Here is a 6,302-nt window from a genome sequence, read left to right on the forward strand (position 1 = left end):
CGCGATGATAAAAGCGTTGAACAAGCTCACTGGGTTAGGTATGCCTGAAACTTGCTGTATTGACTAAGAAACGCACGAAATGGGGCTGCTCTGTCTCTAACTGAATTACGCAACAAAGCCGTGCTGATGACACGCAAACTTGTCACCTCGCGATTCAGATAAAATGAGTTGTAACTTTATCTACCCGTTAGCTACATAAATTTCACATTAATTAAAGCCAGATCAATATGAACATTTTCATTGCAATCATGTAAAGCATGAACCTTATCTTTAATTAAATGCATATTTTCAAAAATATTATTCAGCTCGTTATGGTCAAATTTATCCTTTGGTAAGGACACGCCTAGACATAGTTCTTCGTTGTTTAGTCCAATCCAGCAGCTTCCAAGTAAGTCCCGCTGCATATTTAAACTTAACCAATCACTCATCTTATATTGGTCTACAATGACATGTAGAGGGGTATACAAGGTAAATAAATCTGATTGCTTTGGCGATTCTAGAACCCAAAGGCTTTCCTGATTATCGATTATTTCAATCGCATCGGATTCAACGGGGATCTCAATTCCCCATAGTTCAGCAAGTTCTGATAATACGGCTTCAAATTTCAACATTACACCTCAATAATTTACTTTGCGAAAACAAGGGATCACGTGCGATCATCAAGTTTTGTTTTTAAGCTTTGCTCTGTAGCCATTCGTTCGAACTTAGCAGTGCATCTAGTTGCTTTTTCGCTGGAGAGGCGATGGTAAATGGCCCCAATTTATAACTTTGGCAATCTGATTTTAGTGATTCAACTTGCTTTGCCACTAAATATTGCATCCAAGGTTTATTCGATAGGTCGGTTAATTTCATTGCCTCCGAACTGGTTGATATATCGTCTTTCAGTGCCTGTAAGTGTGAAATATCCATATATTGATAAGACAGACGTTCAGCTTCGTTTTCGGCACCTTTAGGGTGAAACAGCTGAATTAGTCGGCTTCTCCAACTTGGTTTTGGCTCTAACAATAGAGGTTTTAGATTCGTCAATTTTGCCATCATTCTATCTACATCAATATTTAATGGGTTAATGCCGAGTGTGTTTACATTGGCGACTTCGGCTTCATTTGGAAGTTTTTCGATATGGAAGCCAATGTTCTGATTTAACCTTGATAGGTGATTCTCGAATGAGTCTGTCTTTTCTTTGATTACAAAATTACTGCTTACAATGTTATCAAAGTCCCCAATACCGTAGGTTTTGTTCGTATCGAATAGCGTGTGTTTACTTTGATCATTTACAGGTAAATCTATGCTAGGGCTTAGTTCTTTAAACACTGTTCCTTGCCCTCTAAATTCTGTTTTTCTTTGTAGTTCGTTATTTTTATCAACAGAATTAGTTCTGTTCACTGCTTTTACTAAAGCTTTTTGGAAGTTACGACATTTTAAATCTGCTTCTGGAAACTCTTTTACATTAGACTGGTAGAGGTTAGTTTGAAGTTCAAGCTTTTGTAGCTGTGACGGTAATTGTTTCTGTTTTAGTGCATTAAGTTGTTCTTGTTCGCTCACTTCCTGTTTTACTACTTTTTGGAAGGTTGCAGCGGTTTCGGTAGATAAGTTGCTTTTTAATACCACCTTCAGTGTTGTAGGCAACAGTTGAGACATAGGACCTAGCGTAGAGGCCTTGTTAACTCTCAACATCTGCCCTAATGTTGTCTTATTTGTTAACGCTTTTTTTACTAACTTCCCTAAGGAACCATTAGGGGAGTGCTCTTCAGTTAGCTTACAAAACTTACTTGCAAATTCTTCAGCCGTTTTAGGTAATGATTCAAGTTGGTAACACCCATTAGAGTATGTCATTGACCAATCATAAGAATAGCTCTGTGCGTATTCAGCATGTTTAGTGCTTGAGCTAGCATATGCGTTAAATAGTGATTCAAATTCTTTCTTGATAGAAGTGCTCTCATGCTCATAATAGTTTTGTAACTTAACGTCTGTTACTTGCTCTTTAGTCGCGTTTTTTTGATTGTCAGCTTGCTTGCTCTTTTCTATGGTTGTTTTTTCTGATGAGCTTATGCTGCCCTTAGATGTCTCTAGGCTTGGTTCTGATGTTACTCCTAGTGAAGTAGGCGCGGTTTTTGATGTCACATTAGTATCTGACACAGGCCTATCAACTAAAGGTGATACGACCGATGGCGACTTGAGTTCGATAGTATCTTTATGGCCTTTCTTCGGTGCTAGAGAAATAATCTCGCTGAAAGATTGTTGGACTAGAGCTTTAAATTTAGGGTAGAACTCACCTTTAGTTGGAGAGTGTCCTTTTGTTATATCTGAAAGTAACTGTTTAAAGCCCCCGACTTTACTTGGAAGTGGGCAGGTGACGTTGAAATCTTTGCTTACCGTTACATTCGCAATGTTTGACAGTTCTTTTACTCTTTTCTTTTCACTGCCAGGTTTACTTATCAAATACTCGGATAAAAAGTTTTCTAGTTTTTGTGAAAAAGACATTTTGTTTTGCGAGTAGAATTCTTGTGTCCCTTTTGGTGATGTATAGGCGTGATTGAAATGAGACTTGCCAGTCGTTGGGCTTGCGACGCTTGAACCTATAGAGGTTTGTTTTGCTGATGAGGCATGTACACTTTTTACGATACTTTGAGTTGATTCTGCGTGGTTGCTTTTCTTTATTGCTGTTGAGTTCATCGGTTGATGAATCGCTGAGATAGTAGGCATTGTGACCTCTTAGAACCTATATAAACACCGAGAGGGTAGTATAGGTTAAGAGTGCCAAGGGGGGCTCTCAGTATTGGCCTATTTTTTTTATATATCGAAATGAAAGGGGGCGAGCTACCTCCTTACCTTGACTAAGAACAGCTAGATGAAGTAAAAACGATAATTTATAAGAACCAGTGATTTAGCCAGTTTGCTATACTCCCCCCCCCTCCTGCTGTAAGTATGCTTGCAAGCTGGCAACTCACTAAATCCAATAGAACCGTTACTAAGATCTGCTCTCGAAGACTTCAGGGGGTAAACACAGACTCTGACGACAGAGTCCGATCCTTGTTTACCCACTGCGGTGAATCCAAACACTTCGCAAAGAGCTTTACAGCATAACTCTTCTTGAGCATCAAGAACTGTTCAGGGGAACCTCACACTAGAGAGCTTAATTGCGTAACAAAGACGATTAAATTCATTTGTTCTTTGTGCTACACATCACGACAGTTTAGAAAATCAACAAAATAAAAGCCACTTTCGACATCGTAATTATACTATTTGTTGTTTACTAGCAAGATAAAACAGAAGGAATAAACGATGAACACATTACAAGTTCTAATAAAAGAGTTTTGTGAAATAAATGAACTACCTCCACTTTATTTTGCTGAAGAAAATCGTTGCCAATTATTAGTTGATGATCGTTACGTTATTTACTTTAGTGAGGCAGATCAAAACGATTTTGTTTTATCGGTGGTTTTTGGCGGTCTCGAAAAAAGCGGTGAACTGAGACTGAAAGGTCTTGAACTCATTGCGCATGCTAACTATTTCGGTATCGCGGATGGGAGCTTGACCCTTTCACTTGCACCAAATGGTAGGCAATTGGTTCTTGCGGGCAGAAAGCCGATTGAGTACTTAAACGCAGCGAGCCTATCAACTTGGTTTCACCTTCTAAATGAGCAAACCCTACTCTGGCAGGCTCGATTTGCAATGTTAGACCAAGACCCAACCCAATTTATCAATCCAGAACAATCCCACATTGAGACACTTAGAGTTTAAGGAGTTCACCCATGGTAATTTCAACTAGCCAAAGCCAGATTCCGAGCTTGGATCAATTTCGTACTGTCGCGGCACAAAAAGATAAGCGGGTGATCAGTAAGCACGGTAAAGCCAAAGAGCCGTCGACCTTTCATAAAGGGCAAAAGTTCACGGCAGTGAGTGACACCATATTGCGATCTACATATCAAAAGTACCACCAAGAAAATATTAAGACCCACCTTGATTTAAAACAGGCGCTGCTAAAAGAAGAAAAACCAGAAACGGCATTATTGGCATTCTCTCTTGTGAGCACAGCAGGGTATCGTGGCGAGCCTTTAACTGCGCGTAAGGTCCTCGAAGTCGTAAGCCTATTAGATGAAGTGAAGATTGACGATAAAGCTTATAAAAATCTAAAAAGCACGTTCGATTCGATCAGCAAAGACCCACGCTTACAAGTCAGCATCGAAAACCAATACCCAGGCAAAATGGACGGCTTAGGTGCTGAACTGCTTGAGATGGCAAAAGAAACAATCAAAGGGACTGGTATCAACGCAGTAATTAACTTGGCGTTACCAGGTGTTGGTTTGTTGATCGCCACGGGGCGTGAATTACATAAGTCGGCAGTCAATGGTGATGCTGAGGCGCACTATCACCAACTAGAACAGATTGCGCAATTGCCCGGTCATGACCAAAGGTTGGCATTGCCGATACAACAAGCATTAGCGCACGAGCACGCCACTCAATCTGCTGAAGGTGCGGTTGGAGCGACCTTAGGTATGGCGACGGGAAGCCTTGGTGCATTTGGTGTCACCTCTGTGGGCACAACTGGTGTCCTTGTTGTTGCAAAAGAAGCGCTAGGCAGTGTAGCAGCATCTGGCTTAATCACTGGTTCTGGGTTTGTAGCCGGTCAAGCGAGTTCCTACTGTCTGAACAACGAAGTTCAAGAGCAAATTCACCAAGAACCTATGTCTGGTGTGTTACCTCGAATTGAAGTGTCTAACAGCAAAGGGAAGTTCTCCTTTAGTATGCAAGATGCTGCATCAGGACGTGCTTTGATTGCGTACCTAGGCCCAAAAGAAGACAAATCTATGACATCACCTCAAGCACCGAAAGAAGCTCAGGATATGGAATTGGCGCGCTTAACGCTTAAGAAAATGTTGGGCTCTGATGCAAGTGAGAACTTGGTGCCAGATGTTGGATCAACGAATAAATTGAGTATCGAAGATACACCGAGCCAAACTGAGTCAGAGGCCAACAGTGCACTTAAGAAGTTGCTCAAAGAAGATTGGGACTGGCTAATGCCAGCAGTAAGATCTATCGACCAAGGAAAGGCACAGGATATCAATAAGACGTTGACTTACAAGCTCCCTCTAGATACACCGAACGGACGAGTATACTTGGATAAAAGCCCGAACCTCGATCAAGGCCAACTCTCGGCGCTAGAAAAGCTTGGTTCACCAAGTCAGCTAAGGTTGATGTACTTAGCAGAAGGCTGGATTTAATCGTCAATATCATACCCAAGTTATTGACGATGAAATTTTTCCGTTACACGCTCCCAAAGGACGAGTTCCCTTGGTTTGTATACCTTGTTTAACAGTTTTTGATTTAGAAGCATTGGCTCTACAAATTGTTGCCTCGCTTTCAAAACCCGACATTCTCGCCAAGCCAAGTATCTCGGGCAATAGATTTGAAAGAGGATAAGCAACTCAAGCTGAACTGAAGAACAGTTTCAATAGAATCATATATAAGGTTGGCCGTTGACGGATAGTCCCTCATTGTGTGCCAACCTTTGATATTCGAATAGCCTATTATTATCCGTTAATTTGATATCAGCGATGATTCCGAGCCTAGACGAGGTATTGAAAGGGCCCCGCGATAGTTAATCGCTATTGGCTTCGCAATCAAATGCCACTTAGCTTGTACTCAGTTTTTATCTGCCCCAACACGAGCTTATTTGATGAAGCATAAGCACTGATCATATGAATGGTGTCCGATAATGTATTCACGAATATCAAACCAGCCTTTTGCGCCCGCACCGCACATAACGAGCCAAAAAGGACTTCAAACAGGCAATCAGTAACACCCATTAAAGTAAAAATATGATCTAATTGAGGTCGTCGAACTCTTGCAGAAAATAGCTATGGATAGCCTTAATAAGACAGATTTTAAAAAACTAGCAAGCCAACAAAAAACCATTCAAATGAAGGTTTGTTTACTAGCACTTGCCCACTTCAAAGAAGGTCACTAGCACACTCAAATTGCTAAATACCTCAAAGTCAGTCGAACTAGTGTAAACAAATGGGTCCAGACATTTCTTGAAGAAGGATTGGAAGGACTTCAAGAGAAACCTCGCACAGGCAGGCCTGCATATCTCAATGTAGAGCAACGAAAACAACTCAGCGCGTTCATTAAGAAAGAAGCAGAGTCCCCTTCTGGCGGGCGCCTTGTCGGGAGCGATATACATGATTACATCGTGGAAAACTTTGATAAATACTACCACCCTAATTCTATCTATTATCTTCTCGACCACGGTGTTTTTCAAGGTAGTTGTCATCATTTGCTTGCTTATTAAGCAGCTTCTC

The 6,302-nt window shown here is 41.1% G+C and carries 5 protein-coding genes; 3 read left to right on the forward strand and 2 right to left on the reverse strand.

Features of this window, described 5'->3' with window-relative positions; translation table 11 throughout:
• Positions 1–191 precede the first annotated feature (191 nt).
• Both AB6D80_RS23870 and AB6D80_RS23875 read right to left on the reverse strand, forming a co-directional pair.
• Positions 192–611 carry a type III secretion system chaperone gene (locus AB6D80_RS23870; protein WP_017096482.1) on the reverse strand — a complete coding sequence of 140 codons (420 nt, stop codon included), beginning with the start codon at positions 609–611 and terminating at the stop codon, positions 192–194.
• A 61-nt stretch (positions 612–672) separates the two neighbouring features.
• On the reverse strand, positions 673–2,703 hold the full coding sequence (locus AB6D80_RS23875) for a hypothetical protein (protein WP_017100925.1): 2,031 nt from the start codon (positions 2,701–2,703) through the stop codon (positions 673–675).
• Between the two features lie 579 nt (positions 2,704–3,282).
• On the opposite strand from AB6D80_RS23875, the gene AB6D80_RS23880 reads away from it, so the two are divergent.
• The 3 genes from AB6D80_RS23880 to AB6D80_RS23890 all read left to right on the forward strand — a co-directional run bounded on the left by AB6D80_RS23880 (position 3,283) and on the right by AB6D80_RS23890 (position 6,292).
• Positions 3,283–3,741, forward strand: coding sequence for a CesT family type III secretion system chaperone (locus AB6D80_RS23880; RefSeq protein ID WP_017096480.1), 459 nt, complete (start codon positions 3,283–3,285; stop codon positions 3,739–3,741).
• 11 nt (positions 3,742–3,752) lie between these two features.
• The gene (locus AB6D80_RS23885; RefSeq protein ID WP_017096479.1) at positions 3,753–5,222 is read left to right on the forward strand and encodes a hypothetical protein; all 1,470 of its coding nucleotides are present in this window, start codon (positions 3,753–3,755) and stop codon (positions 5,220–5,222) included.
• A 755-nt stretch (positions 5,223–5,977) separates the two neighbouring features.
• The gene (locus AB6D80_RS23890) at positions 5,978–6,292 is read left to right on the forward strand and encodes a transposase (protein ID WP_372189822.1); all 315 of its coding nucleotides are present in this window, start codon (positions 5,978–5,980) and stop codon (positions 6,290–6,292) included.
• Positions 6,293–6,302: the final 10 nt, after the last annotated feature.

The organism is Vibrio sp. 10N.247.310.17 (genome assembly GCF_041466605.1).
Lineage (GTDB): Bacteria > Pseudomonadota > Gammaproteobacteria > Enterobacterales > Vibrionaceae > Vibrio > Vibrio tasmaniensis_A.

Excerpts from the sequence above, each read along its gene's own strand:
- AB6D80_RS23870 (WP_017096482.1), bottom strand. The coding sequence starts at position 611 with ATGTTGAAATTTGAAGCCGTATTATCAGAACTTGCTGAACTATGGGGA.
- AB6D80_RS23875 (WP_017100925.1), bottom strand. The coding sequence starts at position 2,703 with ATGCCTACTATCTCAGCGATTCATCAACCGATGAACTCAACAGCAATA.
- AB6D80_RS23880 (WP_017096480.1), top strand. The coding sequence starts at position 3,283 with ATGAACACATTACAAGTTCTAATAAAAGAGTTTTGTGAAATAAATGAA.
- AB6D80_RS23885 (WP_017096479.1), top strand. The coding sequence starts at position 3,753 with ATGGTAATTTCAACTAGCCAAAGCCAGATTCCGAGCTTGGATCAATTT.